Source organism: Pantoea septica (genome assembly GCF_002095575.1).
GTDB classification, from domain to species: domain Bacteria; phylum Pseudomonadota; class Gammaproteobacteria; order Enterobacterales; family Enterobacteriaceae; genus Pantoea; species Pantoea septica.
The window spans coordinates 212,480-229,615 of sequence record NZ_MLJJ01000001.1; the positions used below are offsets into that span (position 1 = coordinate 212,480).

The 17,136-nt window shown below is 59.2% G+C and carries 19 protein-coding genes; 3 read left to right on the forward strand and 16 right to left on the reverse strand.

From position 1 onward, the window contains the following. The first annotated feature begins 1 nt into the window (after nucleotide 1). Entirely contained in the window at nucleotides 2-1,000 is a 999-nt protein-coding gene (gene astE / locus HA46_RS01015; RefSeq protein ID WP_084881917.1) for a succinylglutamate desuccinylase, read from the forward strand. Nucleotides 1,001-1,277: 277 nt separating this feature from the next. Next, nucleotides 1,278-1,763, forward strand: a complete 486-nt coding sequence (gene spy, locus HA46_RS01020; protein WP_048786027.1) for an ATP-independent periplasmic protein-refolding chaperone Spy — start codon at nucleotides 1,278-1,280, stop codon at nucleotides 1,761-1,763. Nucleotides 1,764-1,838: 75 nt separating this feature from the next. On the opposite strand, the gene cho is transcribed toward spy, so the two are convergent. From cho to HA46_RS01040, 4 genes are all read right to left on the reverse strand, one after another. Then, nucleotides 1,839-2,699, reverse strand: a complete 861-nt coding sequence (cho, locus tag HA46_RS01025; protein WP_033789775.1) for an excinuclease Cho — start codon at nucleotides 2,697-2,699, stop codon at nucleotides 1,839-1,841. A 127-nt stretch (nucleotides 2,700-2,826) separates the two neighbouring features. Next, complete coding sequence (gene nadE, locus HA46_RS01030) at nucleotides 2,827-3,651, reverse strand: ammonia-dependent NAD(+) synthetase (RefSeq protein ID WP_033789776.1); 825 nt, start codon at nucleotides 3,649-3,651, stop codon at nucleotides 2,827-2,829. Nucleotides 3,652-3,777: 126 nt separating this feature from the next. Further along, nucleotides 3,778-4,971 (reverse strand): multidrug effflux MFS transporter, encoded by a 1,194-nt coding sequence (locus HA46_RS01035; protein WP_084881918.1) that lies wholly within the window; start codon nucleotides 4,969-4,971, stop codon nucleotides 3,778-3,780. After that, a complete protein-coding gene (locus HA46_RS01040) occupies nucleotides 4,968-5,555 on the reverse strand; it encodes a TetR/AcrR family transcriptional regulator (protein WP_084881919.1) in 588 nt (195 codons plus the stop codon). Before HA46_RS01040 ends, HA46_RS01035 begins: the two co-directional genes overlap by 4 nt. Nucleotides 5,556-5,746: 191 nt before the next feature. On the opposite strand from HA46_RS01040, the gene osmE reads away from it, so the two are divergent. After that, nucleotides 5,747-6,082, forward strand: coding sequence for an osmotically-inducible lipoprotein OsmE (gene osmE, locus HA46_RS01045; protein WP_033789780.1), 336 nt, complete (start codon nucleotides 5,747-5,749; stop codon nucleotides 6,080-6,082). Nucleotides 6,083-6,148: 66 nt separating this feature from the next. Here osmE and HA46_RS01050 read toward each other — a convergent pair whose 3' ends face one another. The 12 genes from HA46_RS01050 to HA46_RS01105 all read right to left on the reverse strand — a co-directional run. Continuing rightward, nucleotides 6,149-6,538: a DUF6515 family protein gene (locus HA46_RS01050; protein ID WP_084881920.1), complete on the reverse strand. Its 390-nt coding sequence runs from the start codon at nucleotides 6,536-6,538 to the stop codon at nucleotides 6,149-6,151. A 285-nt stretch (nucleotides 6,539-6,823) separates the two neighbouring features. Beyond that, nucleotides 6,824-7,153: a DMT family transporter gene (locus HA46_RS01055; RefSeq protein WP_004108688.1), complete on the reverse strand. Its 330-nt coding sequence runs from the start codon at nucleotides 7,151-7,153 to the stop codon at nucleotides 6,824-6,826. Nucleotides 7,154-7,170: 17 nt separating this feature from the next. Beyond that, nucleotides 7,171-7,584: a DMT family transporter gene (locus HA46_RS01060; RefSeq protein ID WP_084881921.1), complete on the reverse strand. Its 414-nt coding sequence runs from the start codon at nucleotides 7,582-7,584 to the stop codon at nucleotides 7,171-7,173. A 3-nt stretch (nucleotides 7,585-7,587) separates the two neighbouring features. After that, nucleotides 7,588-8,289: a hypothetical protein gene (locus HA46_RS01065; RefSeq protein ID WP_084881922.1), complete on the reverse strand. Its 702-nt coding sequence runs from the start codon at nucleotides 8,287-8,289 to the stop codon at nucleotides 7,588-7,590. A 12-nt stretch (nucleotides 8,290-8,301) separates the two neighbouring features. After that, nucleotides 8,302-8,922 carry a phosphate propanoyltransferase gene (locus HA46_RS01070; RefSeq protein ID WP_084881923.1) on the reverse strand — a complete coding sequence of 207 codons (621 nt, stop codon included), beginning with the start codon at nucleotides 8,920-8,922 and terminating at the stop codon, nucleotides 8,302-8,304. After that, complete coding sequence (locus HA46_RS01075; RefSeq protein WP_084881924.1) at nucleotides 8,919-9,347, reverse strand: BMC domain-containing protein; 429 nt, start codon at nucleotides 9,345-9,347, stop codon at nucleotides 8,919-8,921. The genes HA46_RS01070 and HA46_RS01075 overlap by 4 nt, the downstream gene beginning before the upstream one ends. A gap of 12 nt (nucleotides 9,348-9,359) precedes the next feature. Beyond that, a complete protein-coding gene (gene cutD, locus HA46_RS01080) occupies nucleotides 9,360-10,307 on the reverse strand; it encodes a choline TMA-lyase-activating enzyme (protein ID WP_084881925.1) in 948 nt (315 codons plus the stop codon). Between the two features lie 56 nt (nucleotides 10,308-10,363). Next, on the reverse strand, nucleotides 10,364-13,738 hold the full coding sequence (gene cutC, locus HA46_RS01085) for a choline trimethylamine-lyase (RefSeq protein WP_084881926.1): 3,375 nt from the start codon (nucleotides 13,736-13,738) through the stop codon (nucleotides 10,364-10,366). A 25-nt stretch (nucleotides 13,739-13,763) separates the two neighbouring features. Beyond that, the gene (locus HA46_RS01090) at nucleotides 13,764-14,918 is read right to left on the reverse strand and encodes a 1-propanol dehydrogenase PduQ (RefSeq protein WP_084881927.1); all 1,155 of its coding nucleotides are present in this window, start codon (nucleotides 14,916-14,918) and stop codon (nucleotides 13,764-13,766) included. 15 nt (nucleotides 14,919-14,933) lie between these two features. Continuing rightward, the gene (locus tag HA46_RS01095; protein WP_084881928.1) at nucleotides 14,934-15,191 is read right to left on the reverse strand and encodes a EutN/CcmL family microcompartment protein; all 258 of its coding nucleotides are present in this window, start codon (nucleotides 15,189-15,191) and stop codon (nucleotides 14,934-14,936) included. A 26-nt stretch (nucleotides 15,192-15,217) separates the two neighbouring features. Next, entirely contained in the window at nucleotides 15,218-16,822 is a 1,605-nt protein-coding gene (locus HA46_RS01100; protein WP_084881929.1) for an acetaldehyde dehydrogenase (acetylating), read from the reverse strand. Nucleotides 16,823-16,881: 59 nt separating this feature from the next. Continuing rightward, nucleotides 16,882-17,136: BMC domain-containing protein (locus tag HA46_RS01105; protein WP_084881930.1), on the reverse strand; the 255-nt coding region annotated here is incomplete at its 5' end.

The window sequence follows — 17,136 nt, forward strand, 5'->3', positions numbered from 1 at the left end:
AATGCACGATTTTCTTCAGCAGACGCTGTCAGGCGAGGCGCCGCATCAGCGGTGCGGCGAAACGCCCTGGCTGCGCTGGCGATGGATCGACCACGGCATTCTACAGCTCGACCCGCTCGGCGAGCCGCAGCAGGCGCTGGTGCTGTCGGCCGGCATTCATGGCAATGAGACCGCGCCGGTGGAGATGATGAACGCGCTTATCAACGCGCTGCTGCGCGGCGAGATGGCGCTGCGTCATCGCGTGCTGGCGATCCTCGGCAATCCGGCGGCGCTGCGCGCCGGAAAGCGCTACCTGCGGCATGACGTGAATCGCCTGTTCGGCGGCCGCTGGCAGCAGATCGACGACTGCGACGAGGCGCGGCGCGCGCTGCGTCTGGAGCAGGCGACGGAGGCTTTCTGGCTGGAGGCCGGCAAAGCGGAGCAGCCGCGCTGGCATCTCGATCTGCACACCGCCATTCGCGGCTCATGGCATACCCGCTTCGGCGTGCTGCCGCTCAATCCGCACCCCTGGCCGGCGCCGTTTATCAACTGGCTCGCGGCAGCGGGGCTGGAGGCGCTGGTCTTCCACACGGCGCCGGGCGGCACCTTTACCCATTTCAGCTGCGCAAACTTCCGCGCCGCCAGCTGCACGCTGGAGCTGGGCAAGGCTCTGCCGTTCGGCGCCAACGACCTGACGCAGTTCGCCGCTGCGCAGCAGGCGCTGGCAGCGCTGCTTAGCGGCGGGCCGCTGCCGGAGGCGCGAGAGCAGCCGCGCCGCTACCGGGTGGCGCAGCAGATTACTCGCCTCAGCGAGCAGTTCCGGCTGCATATGGATGCGGAGACGCGCAATTTTACCGCCTTCCCGCAGGGTGCGCTGCTGGCTGAGGATGGCGCCACGCGCTACGTCGTGCAGCAGGCGCGCGAATATGTGCTGTTTCCCAATCCCGCCGTCGCGCTGGGGCTGCGCGCCGGGTTGATGCTGGTGGAGGAGGAGGCGCCTGCCGAGACGCTGCCAGGCTGACATCTTGTCCGGCGGCGACGCGGAGAATTTTCCTTCCGCTTTGCTGCCGGAACCCTTACACTCCTCCATAATTCCTGCCAAATCCGCTTTGAATTCATATTCTTTTGCAATTCTTCACCTGATTCTTCTTATTCTCTTCATGATTGCCCGATTTTTGTCTTTTATGCTTTCACGGCTTTACTCACTCTCTGAGAGATTGACATTCAGCAGCGTAATCTTGTTCTCGAAGACGCGACAGGCTGCTGTCGTCATTAACTGAATGATAAGGACAACTATTATGCGTAAACTGACTTCTCTGATTCTCGCTTCTACCCTGGCATTCGGTGCGGCAAGCGCGGTCCATGCAGCGGCCGACAACCTGACCCCGCCGCCGGCCGGTAGCGAAAAAGCGATGCATAAGCCGCCGATGCACCACGGCATGATGATGTTCAAAGGCCTGAACCTGACCGATGCGCAGAAAACTCAGATTCGCGACATCATGAAAGAGAGCCATAAAGATTTTAAACGTCCGTCGCTGGAAGAGCGCCGCGCCGGTCACGCGATTATCGCCTCCGACACCTTCGACCGCGCGAAAGCGGAAGCGCAGGCGGAGAAAATGACCGCCGATGCGAAAGAGCGCGCGGTAGCGATGATGGAGACGCAGAACAAGCTCTACAACGTGCTGACGCCGGAGCAGAAGAAGCAGTACAACGCTAACTTTGAAAAGCGTCTGACCGAGAAAGGCCCGCACGACGAGAAAATGGCGCCGCCAGCCGCTGAATAACCGGCTGAGGTAAGGCAGTAAGACCGCCGACGTTGTCCAGACAAGCAGAAGGTCTGGGCAGCGTCGGCGGTTTTTTTATAGCGGTTCGATCGGATAGTGGCCGGAAAGCAGCGGTCGACACAAAATTTTATAGCCGTCATGGTCAAAGCCGCTCGGCGCGCGCTTCAGCCGACGCGCCTCTTCCATATCGCTGACCGATCCCAGATAGAACCAGTGATCGATTACGTGGATCTGCGTCATCAGTTTACCCTCCTCGATCAGCGCGACCGGGCCCTGCCACGGCCAGCAGATCACCCGCACGCTCTCCAGCGCTTCCAGCAGCCGCGCCTGATGATCGTCCAGCGTTTCGCGGCCGCAGCAGGCACCGGCGCAGCGGCGCAGCGCAGCGCGAAAGCAGGCGCGGTTGGCGCTCAGCTTCTCCAGACCCAGCAGCCCGTGGCAGAGCTGATGCTCGTCGGCGAGATATTTAAGCGTCTCCAGCGCCTTGTGGCGGCTGCGATAAAGGCCGAAGAGGTTGGGGGAGTGGGAAAAATCGACGTCGCGCGCGTAAACCACCTCGGGCTTGCCGCCGGCGATCTGAATCGAGCAGAGCTGGCGATTTTTGCGCAGGCGCTTGTTGAACAGCGGCTGCTGCGTCTTGATCATCTGCGCTTCCAGCAGCAGCGCGCCGAGATCGCCCGCGGTGGGGATCCAGCTGACGCGGCGCGCCTGGCGCAGCATGCGCGCCTCTTCCGGCGTGCGGAAGTGCGACATCACGCGCGAGCGCAGATTGATGCTTTTCCCGATATAGAGCGGCAGCGTTTCGCTCTCCCCGTGAAAGGTGTAGACGCCGGGCTGATTAGGTAAACCTTCCAGCCATTCGCGCAGGTGTTCGGGATATTCGTAGATGGCAGCCGCGTCGAACTCGAGGCGGTGCGTGGCGGCACGTCGAACCAAGACAGACTCCTGTAACTGTGTATTCATACAGCATATCAGGCTGCTCAGGCTTTCGCCAGCGGGTTAATCGGTGAACATCGAGGCGGGATAACATTTCCCCTGCCGGGCAGCAGGGGAAAAAGGGGGGTTATTTCCAGAAGTCGTCGAACACCGTAATCGGCGGACGACGCTTGTGTTCGGTCTTCACATACCAGTTTTCGATGATCTTCGCCGTTTCCGGCGCGACGCTTTTGCCTTCCAGGTAGTCGTCAATCATCTCGTAGGTGACGCCGAGCGCCACTTCATCCTCCAGGCCTGGACGATCGTCTTCCAGATCCGCCGTCGGGCGTTTCAGGTAGAGGTGTTCCGGGCAGCCCAGGGTTTTCAGCAGCAGCTTGCCCTGACGTTTATTAAGGCGAAACAGCGGGTTGATGTCGGTGCCGCCGTCGCCATATTTGGTGAAGAAGCCGGTAATCGCTTCCGCCGCATGGTCGGTGCCCACAACCAGACCTTTGGTCATGCCGGCGATGCTGTACTGCGCCTTCATGCGTTCGCGCGCTTTTTCGTTGCCGCGCACAAAATCAGAGAGTTCGATGCCCGCCTCGCGCAGCGCGCGTTCGCTGGCCAGCACCGACTCTTTGATATTCACCGCCAGCGAGCGATCGGGCTGGATAAACGCCAGCGCATCCTGACAGTCCTGCTCATCCGCCTGCACGCCGTAAGGCAGGCGCACGGCGATAAAGGCGTAGGCGCTGTCGCCGCTCTCTTCGCGCAGTTCGCTAATCGCCAGCTGCGACAGTTTGCCCGCCAGCGTCGAGTCCTGGCCGCCGCTGATGCCGAGCACCAGGGTCTTCAGAAACGGATTGCGCTTCAGGTAGCTTTTAAGGAAATCGACGCTGCGGCGAATTTCCTGCTGCGGGTCGATAACCGGGTTAACGCCGAGTGCGGTAATGATTTCCTGCTGCAGTGACATGAATCTCTCCTCAAGACAGTGGCCTGTTGGCCCGTGCGAACCATTCTTTAAAGCTAACGCGCATCGGCGAAAACAACAAGCCAAAGCGCCAGTTGTTTCCGGTTAACTGTTGCGATATCAGGCAGTTTATCCCCGCGGCGCTGGCTTCTGCGCCAGGAAGATAAACATCAGAATCGCCAGCATAAAGCAGCCGAAGATGGTGGCGGTCATGCTGACGAGCGAGGTGCCCCCCATCCCGGTAACCGGCACCGAGATCGCGCCGAAGGAGAACATACAGACGCCGATCACCGCCGACGCGCTGCCGGCGCGATGACCCTGGCTCTGCATCGCCAGCGACGAGGCGGTGGTGGCGATTACCCCATTGCTCGCGATGGTGAAAAAGAGCGCCACCAGCACCAGCGGCAGCGGTGCGGCGGTGAGCCCCGTCAGCAGTAGCAGGCTGGAGGCGGCAAAGGCCAGCGTCAGGCCGCCCTTCAGCACGCGATATTCGCCCCACAGCGGGCAGAGACGCGCGCTGGTCTGCGAGGCGATTACCAGCCCGATGCCGTTCGCGGCGAAGCAGAAGCTGAACGCCTGCGGCGACAGGCCATAAATCTGCTGCAGCACGAAGGGCGACGCGCCGATATAGGCGAACATGCCCGACATCATAAAGGCCTGCGTCAGACAAAAGCCCATAAAGGGACGATGAACCACCACCTGGCCTAGGGCAGCCCAGGCGGAGAAGATGGAGCCCTGGCTGCGGCGTTCGGGCGGCAGGGTTTCGTGCAGCTTCCAGCGCGCCAGCAGGATCAGGAGCAGCGCCGTCGCGCCCAGCACCACGAAGATGCCGCGCCAGTTAAGCAGCGTCATCAGCACGCCGCCCAGCACCGGCGCGCCGATCGGCGCCAGCCCGTTCACCAGCATCAGCAGCGCGAAAAAGCGCGTCAGCTCATGGCCGCTGTACATATCGCGCGCCACCGCGCGCGACAATACCGCGCCGCCCGCGCCCGCCAGGCCTTCGAACAGGCGCGCCAGCAGAAGCTGGTGGATATCCTGCGCCAGCGCGCAGCCGATCGAGGCGATGAACAGCAGCGCCAGCGAAAGCGTTAGCGGACGCAGGCGGCCGAACTTATCGCTCATCGGCCCGAACAGCAGCTGGCCGGCGCCGAGGCCGAGCAGGCCGGCGGTAAGGCTAAGCTGCGCCGTGGCGGTCGACGTTTGCAGATCGCGCGCCAGTTCAGGCAGCGCAGGCAGGTAGAGATCGATGCAGAGCGGGCCGAGCGCCGCCAGCAGGCCCAGCGTGACGGCATAGACCAGTCGGTTATTGCGTGCAGGTGTCATTTGTCCTCTGAGGGGTTGACTAAGTTATGGATCATCTGTTTGTAGAGGGTATAAAGCAGTTCCGCCGACGCTTTCTGCGTCGTCAGGCGTCGAAAAGCGGTGCCTTCTATCAGCACCGCCAGCACTTCGACGCAGGCGGCGCGCTGCGGCTCGGTAAGGTGCGGATAGTCCGCGCGCATTTTTTCACAGGCATTGTGAAACAGGCGCGTCTCGGCGGCCTGCAGGATATGGCTGACGCGCGGATTGCGGCTCGCCTCGGCGGCAACCTCCAGCATCAGCATCTCATCCTCGTCCTGCAGGGTTTCGCGGCGGGCAATCATATCGGCAATATGGCTGGCGTCGCCCTGCGCGCTCATCGCCGCCACGCGGCCGTCGACGATGCGTTTCACCATCTCTTCAATCAGCGCGTCTTTGCTGGGAAAGTAGCGATAGATCTGCCCGACGCTGAGGCTGGCGGCGCTGGCAAGCTGCGCCATGCTGGCGCCGTGGAACCCTGACTGACGAAAACAGCGCCGCGCCGCCGCGATAATCTCATCCTGGCGCGTGCGATGCCGCGCGTCGCGCGCCTCACGCTGTTGGTTCATCCTGCCTCCGAAAATAGTTTTGAGAGTGCTTATTCTCGCGCCGGATTATACGGGGCGATCGCGCTAAGAACAGCTTTTTTACGCTAACCTGACAGTTCAGACTGAACTTAAAAATGCGCCATAAAGTTGATTAATCTGCATTTCTGTTCCAGGCTAAAGCTTACATGGACAATACAATGAGGAACAACTCGATGAATAAAGCAATGGGATGTATCGCTGCGGCGCTGGCGCTGGTCGCACTGTCTGGTTGTACGGCTTACGATCGTGCTGAGAGCTACGTGAGCAAGCCCGTCGTTAAGGATGTGAAAAAAGGCATGACGCGCGATCAGGTTCGCCAGATTGCGGGCCCGGCCTCTACTGAAATTACCATGGTTCACGCGCGCGGTACCTGCCAGACCTATGTCCTGGGCGAGCGTGACGGCAAACCGCAGACTTACTTCGTGAGCTACAGCGACACCGGTCGCGTCATGAACTACGGTTTCCAGAGCTGTAAAGACTACGATACCGATCCGCAGGCTGCTCAGTAAGCCGCGAACCGACAGAACAGAAAGCAAACGGCCCGTCAGTGACGGGCCGTTTTTCGTTATGGCTGCTTAGAGTCCTGCGGGACGCGGCACCTCGATATAGTTGCCGCTGATATCGCGCTCATAATAGTGGCCTTCCTGCACGTAAAAACGACGCCCGTTAAAGTCGAGCACGCGCAGCGCGCCATCCGGCTCGGCTGGCGGCTGCACCACCACGTAATTTTCGCCCTGACGCTGATAGTAAGCGCCGTTAAGCATGTAGTAGGTCAGGCCGCCTATCAGCACCGCGGTCGCCGCTTCCGGCAAAAAGCGCAGCGGGCCTGGACCGCCCCAGCCGCGACCGTGGCCGCCCCAGTGCGGACCCGGACCCGGGCCGGGGCCCCAGCCGCCGGGGTGAGCAGAGACAAGCGCTGGCGACAACAGCGTTAACGCCAGCAGCGAGGCGATAACTTTTTTCATGGGTTTTCTCCTGCGATAACTGCCTGAAGCATTCTCTCTTTCCGTTGCGAAAACAAGCGCAGAGGCGCGACTTTTTCCTCTCTTTACCACGCTTAACGCTTTCTTAACGGCGTCGCCATAAAGGGGCAGGATTTTGAAGCGCGGGCAGCGTAGAGGGGCTGTTGTCGCCGCGCTCTGAAGCGATCTGTCATAAGAAGGATTTCCGAAGCGTTAACTGATATTTGACGGCGTTAAATACGTTTCGGACCGCTTTTTGCCTGTTGGCTCAAAGCAGCCCAAATTTCATTACATGCTGGAGAAGACGTTCATAATGATGCCGCCGGAGATGATCAGCACCATGGCGAGTATGGCCGGGATATCCGGCTTTTGCTTATAGAGGATCATTGAGCAAATCGTGACGCCGACGATACCAAAGCCGCACCACAGCGAGTAGGCGACGCCAACCGGAATGGTGCTCATCGCGCGGGTGAGGGCGAAGTAGCACAGGCCGTAGGCGCAGACTACCAGCACCGACGGCGCCAGTTTGCTGAAGCCGTTGGTCTTTTTGATCATCGACGTGCCGGTGATTTCGGAGCCGATAGACAGCGCCAGCCATAAAAATCCGAGGTTAAACATATGCGATTCCTTTTCTGTTAGTTGGCGACTTTTTTATCCAGAGAGGCAGCGGCCGGCTGCGCGGGGGCTTTCTCGCTCTCTTCGCTACCCATGTTGGAAAAGAGGTTCATGATCACAATTCCGCTGGCGATAACCGCCATACCGATAATGGCTGCGGTGTCCGGGTGCTGGCCGTAAAACGCCATTCCCAGCGTCGATACCACGAGGATGCCGGTACCGGACCAGGTGGCGTAGGCCAGACCGACGGGAATATCCCTGACCGCGCGGGACAGCGAGTAGTAGCAAGTGCAGTACAGCACCACCAGCAGTCCGAGAAGCAGCATTTTGGTCACACCTTCACTGTTGCCGAACATTTTTAGGGTAGAGGTGGCTGAGGTTTCGGAAATGATAACCAGCAGCATCCATAGCCAACATTTTGTTTTTGAAGACATGATCTAAACTCCGGATTTACTATTTAAGGTAAGGTTCTTTTTTCGGTTTTTTAAAAAATCGATAGCGGCATCAGTTAACTGCGCTTCAGGCGCACCCGCCAGCGACGGATTAGTCACCACGTCTGCGACGGTGAGATAACGACGCGGACCGCTTGCCGGCACCACCGTTGCTTCGCGACCCGACGCCAGCTTATCCAGCAACTCGTTCATGGTGCACAGCCTGACGCCGCATTTGGCCAGGCGAGCAAGCGTGGCCTGCACATGTCCGGCGTAAGCGGTATCAGGCTGCGCGCCCTGCAGCTGGTTAAGCTCGCTGGCGGGATCGCAGTGATAGCGCAGCGCCAGCACCGGCAGACCGCTCAGCAGAGCATCGTGCACGCGGCGAGCAAGTGGACTGTGCAGAGAACCATGCACCAGCCCCGCCGCCAGCGGGTAGTCGAGAAACGGCAGTAGCAGCGCTTTATACGCAGCGGCAGGCAGCCCATATTGCCAGTCAGCCGCCGGTAGCGTTTTGCCGATGCCCTGCCACTGCTCGCCGTCGTCAATCCCACCATCCAGCGCCAGGTGCAGGTTCTCTCCACATCCGGCCAGCCGCTGGCGAATAGCGTGCCGGTAGCCCGCCGCTGCGGTCACCATCACCAGTACCGGCGGCCGCAGACGCTGGATAACGCGTTCAACCAGGTCTTCCATCTGTTGGTTGGTCATGGCAAGCCTCCGTTAGCCGATGAGCGCGACCTGCGCGCCGTTTTTCAAACCGGCAGCGTTGGCCTCTTCGGTATCAATATGAAACTCCAGCGTGAAGTCTTCGCGTACCCGCACGACCACTTCATCGAAGGTCAGCTGGCGTTCGCCGTTGCTGCGGACCCTAACCTTCTGACCGTGGGTGACGTTCAGCTGGCGGGCGTCCTGCGGCGACATATGAATATGCCGCCAGGCGCAGATCACCTGAGATCGCAGTTCAACGTGGCCTGCCGGGCCGATTAGCAGCGCGTTGCCCGTTTTCTCAAGCTGGCCGGATTCGCGAACCGGCGCTTTGATGCCGAGGGTAAAGCTGTCGGCGCGGGAGATTTCCAGCTGCGATACCGGGCGGGTTGGGCCGAGGACGCGCACGTGGGTGAGCCACCCCTTTGGACCGACCACGGTGACGCACTCCTGGGCGGCGAACTGTCCCGGCTGACGCAGTGGCTTAAACGGCGTCAGGATATAGCCCTTGCCAAACAACGCTTCGACGTCCTGCTGCGCCAGATGGACGTGGCGGTTAGAGATACCGACCGGAATAACCGGAGCAACGTGGCTCAGGCCGGCGGCGATTTTTTCATGGAGCAGGGTGTCGATCATGCCTTCTTCCCTTTCCTCATCGCCGCGTTTTTATCTTCCGCCACTGCGAGCGCCGCGGCGGGTCCGGTAGGTTTATTTGTTTCCACAGCGGCGGGCGCAACGGTTTCAGCCTCAAGCGGGACTACAGCGGAAACTTCCGCACGCGGCGGATGGCCTTTAAGGGTGCTGAGGGCTTCCACGACGCTGCGTTCCGGACGAGCGATCGTCAGGGATTTAACCTGCGAGTCGATAAGCTCAGCGACGGCTACGCCGCGTTCGATGGCGGTGTGAATTGCGCTGATCTTCCCCTCAAAGCAGACGCTAATCAGCCCCGATCCGACTTTGCGGTAGCCAAAGCAGGTCACTCCTGCGCTTTTACAGGCGGCATCCACGGCCTGAACGGCGGCAACTAACCCTCGCGTTTCAATTACGCCTAAACTTTTCATTGTCGACTCCTGTTAATGGCGGATTAAGCGAATATCAAAATCAAACTGCGTGAAGAACGTTTCCAGCCGGTCTAACTCTTCGGCGGAATAAGTCGGGTCCCGGGCGATGGGGTATGGCATATCGAGGCGCTCATATTTTTTGCGCCCGAGCTGGTGGTACGGCAGCATATCAATGCGACGGATATTTCCGCGCTTCGCCAGCTTTTTTACATAATCAATCGCCCCGGTAATGGCATCGAACGAGTCGTTATAGCCGCGAACCAGCGGCATGCGGATAATGACGTTAGCGCCGGAGTCCACCAGCCACTCCAGGTTGCGGCGAATGCCTTCGTTGCCAATGCCAAATAGCGCTTTATGATGTTCGCTATTAATTTGCTTAATATCGAATAAAAAGGTATCGGTCACCGGCGCCAGCTTTTGATAATTAGCCAGCGGAGTAGTGCCCTGCGTTTCCACGGCGGTATTGAGCATCATCTTTTTGCATTCGCTAAATAGCGCGACAGCAAAATCGGTCTGCAGGCTCATTTCACCGCCGCCGATGGTAACGCCGCCGCCGGAGAAAATATAAAAGTTGTAGTCCTGCATGATGATGTCCATCAGCTCGCTGACGGTGACATCTTTGCCTATAATATCCAGCGCGTTCTGAGTGCAGATCTCTTCGCACTTGCGGCAGCCGATACAGTCTTTATTACGGTTGACGAAGTGCTTCATTTCGCCGTTTTCTTCCGCCCGATAATGAATTCCCGCCGGGCAGACGCTGACGCAGTCGCCGCAGTTAATGCATTTATCCTGTGAGAACATCACCTGAAACTGGCTATTCAGCCCTTCAGGGTTAGCGCACCACTGGCAGCGAATATTGCAGCCTTTGAAAAAAACCAGTGTGCGGATCCCATCGCCGTCATAGATCGAATATTTCTGAATATTGAATATTCGCCCGGTTAATTCTTGTTTTGTGCTCACATTTACCTCCAGAAATGCGATCGGGACATCCGTGTCCAAAAACCTCCATGTTTTTATCAGAACTTCTCAACTACCGTACGGCTGATAATCTCGTCCTGAACCTCTTTGCACAGCTCAACGAAGTAGGCGCTGTAGCCCGCGACGCGGACGATCAGATCGCGGTATTTTTCCGGCTCCTGCTGGGCTTTTTTCAGCACTTCGTTATCGACATAGCTGAACTGCATCTGGCCATTGCCGAGAATCGACGCGGTGCGCAGCAGGGTGATCAGGCCGTGACGACCTTCCGGGGTATCCAGCAGCCCTTTAAGGAACTTAAAGTTGTGCACCATGCCGATATTCATGGTTTCGACATTCATCTTGCTCACCGACTTGATTATCGCCGTCGGACCCTGCTTATCCGCGCCCTGGGTTGGGCTGATGCCGTCGGAGAGCGGCATCCACGCCAGGCGACCGTTCGGCGTGGCGTTGGTCAGCTCGCCGATCGGCGTGTTATTGGAGATGGACAGGGTTCCGTGGCTCAGGGTGGAGTAGAGCATCTTGTACTTACGGCACTCGCGCTCGGTCCACTCGGTGATATCCAGTGCATACTGGTCAACGTAGTTATCATCGTTGCCGTATTTCGGCGCGTTGAGACAGTCGCGACGCAGGCCTTCAAAACCTTCGAAGTTCGCCAGCAGCGCGTCGCGCATCTGCTCAAGGGTGTATTTCTTATCTTCAAACACCAGCTTACGAATCGCGGCCATGAAATCGACGTAGGTTGCCAGACCGGAGAAGATCAGCCCCGGGCCGTGGTTGATCATCGCGCCGCCAGCGGCCACGTCTTTTCCTTTTTCCATACAGCCTTCCACCAGCAGCGACATCAGCGGCTTCGGCGCCACGTCGCGGTGCACGCGCTGGCTGATGACCGTACCGATCGCCGAGAGGCGTACGATATGGGCAATCTGTTTTTTCACCGCCGCGTCGAACGCTTCAAAGGTGCGCAGGTCACGCAGGTCGCCGGTATCCAGCCCCTGATAGCTGTCGAACAGCACCATCCGGCCTCGGTTTAAGACAAACTCAATGGCGATAGGCCACTGGGTGTAGCCGGTGGAGGTCCACTGATAGATGCGGCCGGATTTTTGCGGCTCAACGCAGCCCATCAGGCAGTAATCGCGGGCGTCTTCGAAATCGAACCCTTTTCGCAGCATCATCTTGATATGGGAGTCGTCGAAGTGGCAGGCTGGGAAGCCCATCCCCGCTTTTACGACGTCGACGATTTTTTCCATATACTTCTGCGGCGACTGGTTGTGTATACGGCAGGCCAGCGACGGCTGGTAAACCTTCACGAAGCGCACGGCGTCCATGATCAGATAAGTCAGGTCATTACAGGCATCGCCGCCGGAGCGCTTCTGACCGCCGACGGTCAGATTGATAAACGGCTGATAGCCGGCGAAATATTTCGCCCCCAGCTCGCTGGACATCCACATCAGCTCGGCACATTTGATGATAAACGCCTGCAGCAGCTCCAGCGCGGTATCCTGAGTCAGGCGCCCTTCGCGGATATCGGCTTCAAACATCGGGTAGCAGTACTGGTCTACGCGCCCCAGAGACAGCCCGGTCTGGTTTTCTTCAATTTCAAACAGCGATTCCACGGTCCAGATGCTCTGTAGCGCCTCCTGCAGTGTTTTCGGCGGATTCGCCGGCACGTTCTGGTTCACCTCGGCGATGGTTAGCAGCTCGGCGCGACGCTGGACGTTCTGTTCAACGGCGGCCAGTTCGCGAGCGCGGGCGGCGATGCGGTGCGCGTAGTTGATCACTCCTTCGCAGGTTTCAATGGCCGCCTGGTAGTAGTAAATGCGGTCGATATCTTCCGGGTTTTCCATGCTCAGGCTGGCGAGATGCGCCTCGGCGTCGGCTTTAATGCCGTTCATCCCTTTAGTAAATAGCAGCACGTCGTAGCCCGGGCAGGTGTCGCCGCCGCCGTTGATCTGGTGGTAGGAGAGGTCGCTGACGAAGGTTTCGCCGCTGAACGCCCATACGCCCGCTTCGCGGTACTGGGCTTCGCAGATTTCGTCAAGCGAGCGGCCTTCCCAGAACGGTACGATTTTTTCGCGGATGATTTTCTTATCTGCTTCGCTGATCTCAAACGGATCCTGCGGGCGGGTGCTCATGGTATCGAGTTCATCGCGCACCCAGCGCCAGGCGATATCCGGCGAGAAGGCTCCTGCGCGCGGCCTGCCGCATGGATGACCGACGATCAGCTCATCGTCCTGAATCAGAATTGGCGCGGTTTCGCAGGCGTGGCGGAAGGCTTTGGCGCGCAGCAGAATTGTCGGCATGCCGGGATTGGCTTTGACCACTTCGGTAAAGGCCAGCGCGCGATAGATAGAGATGCTTGGGCGCACGGTCAGGTAGTGGTTGCGCAGGCGCTGCATGCGCGGAGTCAGCCCCTCCGCTGCCGGCGTATCGCCGTCGGCGACGGAAACGTGTTGCACACCCTTGAACAGACGCACCGGCAGATGCAGGGCGCTCAGGTTTTGCTGCGCGCTAAGGAACATGTCGGAGAGTTCGTTGATACGCGCATTCACAAGGCTTTCGCCGTGCAGCATGGCGTCAAACATCGGATAACCGTCGATCGCGCAGGCTGCACGTACTTCGCACAGTTCCGCCAGTTTGAACCACAGCGATTCGACAATCTCATACGCCTCTTCACGAGACAGTGCGCCGTTATTGATATCCTGCTGGTAGTAAGGCAACAGGGCTTTATCGACGCCTTCCGGATTAACGGCGTAGCTGCCGTTATCCAGCTGAAGCGCCAGCTGGAACAGATAAAAGGCCTGGCACGCCTCTTTGAAGCTGCGTGCCGGATGCGCCGGAACCTGGTGCAGAATGGCGGCGCTGTCCAGTAGTTCAGCCCGGCGGTAAGCGTTGGTTTCCGCGGCGGCCAGCTGTTCCGCGCTGTTTGCAAAGTTTTGCGCCAGCGCCAGCAGGGCATCGCAGGCGTAGATGGCCGCGCGGCAGCCGTTGACTTCGTCCATGCCGCTGCGGCTGACTGTGCTGCCCAGCGCGCGGGTTTTCTCTTCCAGCTGATGTTTTATCGCCATTACGCCTTTTTCGATCACCAGCTTATAGTCCGGGGAGTCGAAGTCGCGGTTTAGATTAAGAAACCGGAACACGGACGGGCGACGGGCAGCGTGCTCGTCGTGGAAAATCGCCCCGTGCGGTTTGCGGCTCTGGTTGCCGACGATCAGCTCGTCGGCGTTGATGCTTAACGGCAGCTGGCATATCAGTTCATAGAAGCGGCGCGCCGGTTTGACGGCGGCGGGAACTCCGGCAATATCGCCATTAAGGGCGTTGAGCGTGGTGGCATGCTCGGTGCACAAAGTGCTTTTTTGTGAGAGTAAACGTTCTGCCAACACTTTGACGCGCGGCGTTAAGCTGTAGTGTGCCATGGGTAAGGTTCTCCAAATCTTGTTATCAGTGGTTCTGAACGGCGTTGCCGGTCCATGCCCGGCGATAGATTTCGATCAGTGCGTGAGCATCCGGCGCGCGTGGGTTCGTCGGGGTACAGTTGTCGCGTAGCGCCTGACCGACCATCTCCGCCAGCCGTTGTTCAAACTCGTCTACAAGGACGCCGGTATCGCGGATGCCGGCCGGCATGCCCATTTCGTCTTTAAGTGCCTGAATGGCGACCAGCAGGCTGGCAACGCCCTGGCGGGTAGTGGCCGCAGGCAGATCAAGCAGATGGGCTAATCGGGCATATTTGCGGGCGGCATTGGTATCGCACTGCCCGTGATAATCGGCGTTCCAGGCCACCACGTCCGCCATTAGCAGGGCATTAGCGCGGCCGTGGGGGACGCGAAACACGCCGCCGAGCGCGTGGGCAAGGCTGTGGGTGATGCCCAGCGAGACGTTGGTAAAGGCCATGCCCGCCATGCAGGAGGCGTTGTGCATCTTTTCCCGCGCCAGCAGGTCGCCACCGTTGCGCCAGCAGGTCGGCAGAAAGCGAAATACCTGCTGCACCACTTTCTCCGCCAGCGCATCGGAAAAGTCGCTGGCGGCGAGGGAGACATAGGCTTCCAGCGCGTGACACAGCACGTCCATCCCGGTATCGGCGGTGATGGCCGGCGGCACCGATGCCACCAGCGCCGGATCAAGAATAGCGATATCCGGCAGCAGCAACGGGTCCACCAGCACCAGCTTCTCGGCGTGGGCTTTTATCACTGAAAAGGCGGTGACCTCAGAGCCGGTGCCGCTGGTGGTCGGAATCGCTACAAAGCAAGGCGGTTCGCGACGTGTGTCCGGCCGGATTTGTGCAAGGGCGAAAATGACCGCTTTGGCCGCATCAATCACCGAACCGCCGCCCAGCGCGATAACCAGATCCGGAGAGCTGCTATCCATCCGCTTCATACCGCGCACCACAGTGGCGATATTCGGGTCGGCCACCACGTCGTCCCAGACCTGGAAAGCGATGCCGCGCGCATGGAGGATTTGCGTGACGCGATCGGCGAGGCCAAACTTAACCATCGCCTGATCGGTGACCAGCATCACGTTGCGAGCGGGCAGCTCGTTCAGGATGGCAAGCGCATCCGGACCAAAGCGAATCCGGGGTTTCAGCAAAAATTCACTCATTGAGTTATTGACTCCTTAAGCGTCCCGAAACACGTTCTCGACAATGGCGACCACCGACATGGCCTTGTAGCGTTCTTTGTTGAGCGCCAAATACTCTTCGGCCAGCACGATGTCGCGCATACCGGCGCCGACGCTATCAACGGCAACCCAGGTCTGGTCTTTCATCGGCTGCAGGTCATCATCCAGTTTGACGATCAGCAGCAGGTTGCTTCCCCGTAGCTCATCGTACTTCTGCGTGGCAACCACGTGTCCGACTACCTTTGCGAGAATCATTGTTTTTATCGCCTTATATCAATGTTTTAGTTGCCAAGTCTTTCCATCACCTGGCGGATGACGCGTTCCACGTTTTGCTCATTAATCTCGCTTTTCGCGCCGACGGCGGCGGCAGTCGCAAAGCGATCGTCGGTGCAGGCCGGATGGCCTGCGGTGGCTGCGGTCGCCGGTGCGTTAAAACGTTCATCGTCGAAGATGCTGCGGTTCGGGCCGGACGCCGGGCTGACGATGGTCGGCTGCGGTTCCGGGCAGCTGTCCGATGCGCGCAGCTCATCGATGGAGCGAACGCCGTAGCCCACTTTGCGGATGTTGAGCAGGTTCATCGGTCCGACGTTATCTGAGCTGGAGCCGCCGCCGACTGCGCCGCAGCCGAGCGTCAGGGCCGGGGTAATATTGGTGGTCGCACCGATGCCGCCCAGCGCCGCCGGGGTGTTGATCAAAATACGGTTAACCGGTTTTTCCAGGCTGAACTGGCGGATAACGTCCTGGTTGCGGGTGTGGATCACCAGCGTGTGACCGAGACCTTCGTTGGTCAGCAGCTCCACGACGCGGTGGCAGGCGGCTTTCCAGTCCTCTTCCACGTACAGGCCGAGTACCGGGCACAGTTTTTCCCGCGAGTAAGGGTTGGTATGCGATACCGTGGTCTGCTCGGCAATCAGCAACCGGGTGCTGGCTGGAATGCAGAAGCCGGCCATTTGGCTCAGATAGAGCGCGGTTTTACCCACCACTTTAGGGTTGATGGTGCCGTTGGGACGCAGCAACAGGGCCGCCATTTTTGCCGCTTCGCTTTCGTTCATGAAGTACGCGCCCTGAGCTTCCAGTTCGCGATGCACTTCGTCGTAGATGCAGCGTTCGACGATGATCGACTGCTCAGAGGCGCAGATTACGCCGTTATCGAAGGTTTTACTGGTGATGATATCTTTCACCGCGTGGGGGATATCGGCGCTGCGTTCGATAAACGCCGGGCCGTTACCCGGGCCGCCGCTAATGGTCGGCGTGCCGGAAGCGTAGGCGGCGCGCACCATGCCTTCGCCGCCGGTCGCCAGGATCAGCGACACGTCTTTGCTGTGCATCAGCTCTGAGGTGGCTTCGAAAGTAAGCTGGCTAATGGCGTCAACGCTACCGGCCGGGGCGCCTGCCACTTCCGCCGCGCGCTTCACGATTTCAATCGCTTTCCAGCTGCACTGGCGGGCGCCGGGATGCGTAGAGAAGATAATCGCATTGCCGGCCTTCAGGGCAATCAGCGTTTTATAGATGACCGTGGAGGTCGGGTTGGTCGACGGCACCAGTGCGCAAATCACCCCCAGCGGCACGCCCACGTCCATCACTTTTTGTAGCGGATCGTCATGAATGATGCCGACGGTCTTCATATCTTTGATGGCGTCGTAGACGCGCAGCGAGGCGAAGCGGTTTTTCAGCACTTTGTCCTGCCAGTTGCCAAAACCGGTTTCTTCCGCGGCCATTTTCGCCAGCGCTTCGGCATGATGCGCCGCTTCCTGGGCCACGTTCTTCACGATGGCGTCGATTTGCTGCTGTGAAAAGGTGGCCAGAATCGCCTGCGCCTTTTTGGCATTGCGCACCAGCTCCCGGGCGTTCTGCCGGGACTGCAAATCGTTATCCAGTTCAATCATGAGTCTATCCTTCATCAGACTAAAAGAGTGGAGGTAGAGACGGGGCGCGCTCTGTCAGGTCATGCTTTGTGCTGCGCCGCGATTTTTTCGATGTCGTTATGTGGACGCGCGATGACGCGAGAGGTGACGACGTCGCCGATGCGCTTTGCCGCTTCCACACCGGAATCCACTGCAGCATTTACCGCGCCGACGTCGCCTTTCACCATTGCGGTAACGAGGCCGGAGCCGACGTTTTCATAGCCAATCAGCTCCACGTTGGCGGCTTTACACATCGCATCCGCCGCTTCGATACAGGCCACCAGACCTTTGGTTTC